This is a genomic window from Kitasatospora sp. NPDC047058, assembly GCF_040643935.1.
Classification (GTDB): domain Bacteria; phylum Actinomycetota; class Actinomycetes; order Streptomycetales; family Streptomycetaceae; genus Kitasatospora.
In genome coordinates, this window is the sequence record NZ_JBEYVJ010000897.1 from 1 (window position 1) to 1253 (window position 1253).

Here is a 1253-nt window from a genome sequence, read left to right on the forward strand (position 1 = left end):
GACGGGTGCTCTCCCGTCCGGCGCGGCGGCCCGGGAGCAGCCGGCCTCCGCCCGCCAGACGGGGGCGGTGTGCTGGCCGCGCTGGGTGCGGGCGGCCGCGAGGGCCTCATCGAGCCGGTTGTCGAGCCGGGCGCAGTCGGCTGCCGCCGGGACCGCACGTGCCACCGCCGCCGCCGGGCCGTGGAACTGCCCCAGGACCGCCATCAGGCGTGACAGGCACCGCTCGCGCGGCAGCTCGCCGGCGTCCGCCGCCCCGACGATCGCACTGCTGAGGAGCAACCCTGCACTGAGGGCACTGTCGTACGAGAAGGCGCGTTCGAAGGCTGTCCGGCCCCACTGCTCCGCCTCGGCGTAGCGGCCGTCGGCGAGTGCGAGCAGTCCCCGGTCCAGCTCCGGCCGGTCCTCGGGCGTCAGTTCCGGTACGGCGGAGCTCAGTTCGTCGAGCCGGCCCAGGTTCACGGCGGTGCCGGCTCTCAGGTTGGCCGCGGTCGACAGCGGGAGGGGGGACCGGCTGAAGGGGAGAACGAACAGGATCCGGCCGGTGCCGAGCGGCCCGCGGAGCGTGGAGGCGATCCGCACGACCGTCGCCGCGAGGAAGGCGGCCCCCATCGGCCACGTCGTGGTCCCGGACAGCAGCCACACGCCGATGACGCCCTGGAGGCCGACGGACAGGGCCGAACCCGCCCACAGGCGCAGCCGCGCCAGGGGCGCCTGAGCCGCGTACCAGCAGACGTGCAGCGGGCCGGGCACGGCCCTCAGCTGGACGAGCGCCTTGCCGATCGTGGCTTCGGCCAGGATCCGACCGTTTCCGAGGCTCACGAACCTGATCTTCTTGCTCTGCAGCGGGGCGGTGAGCAGGACCCAGACCTGGGTCAGCAGCGCGGACAGCAGGTAGCCGGCGAAGCCGAGGAGCAGGGCACGGCTGAGTTCGGACTCACCGACAGCGGCCAGGAACAGAGCGGTCACCGACAGGACCGCGAACACACGCCAGAACACGTTCATCACAGCCCGACAGCTTCCGGCACGAAGCCGCTTGCGGGAAGTATGCGTGACCCACCTGTGATCATGCATTTTCCCAGGTCACCGCCACCGTGGGGCGGCGGGTACGCACCCGTGCCCCGCCGCCTTGGCGGTCCGCACGAGCGGGAGGGTGGCGTGGGCCGCGGTGGTGTCGGGGCTCGCGATGGAAGGGCAGGTGCCACCGCGTGCGCCGGTCCTGGCGCCTGACGGATCGTTGCGCGGGGCCGAGGCGG

1 protein-coding gene is annotated in these 1253 nt (G+C 73.3%); it reads right to left on the reverse strand.

Going from position 1 to position 1253, the window contains the following annotated elements:
• A partial coding sequence (locus ABZ885_RS41440; protein ID WP_360200416.1) for a hypothetical protein occupies positions 1 to 966 on the reverse strand: 966 nt, incomplete at its 3' end.
• Positions 967 to 1253 lie beyond the last annotated feature (287 nt).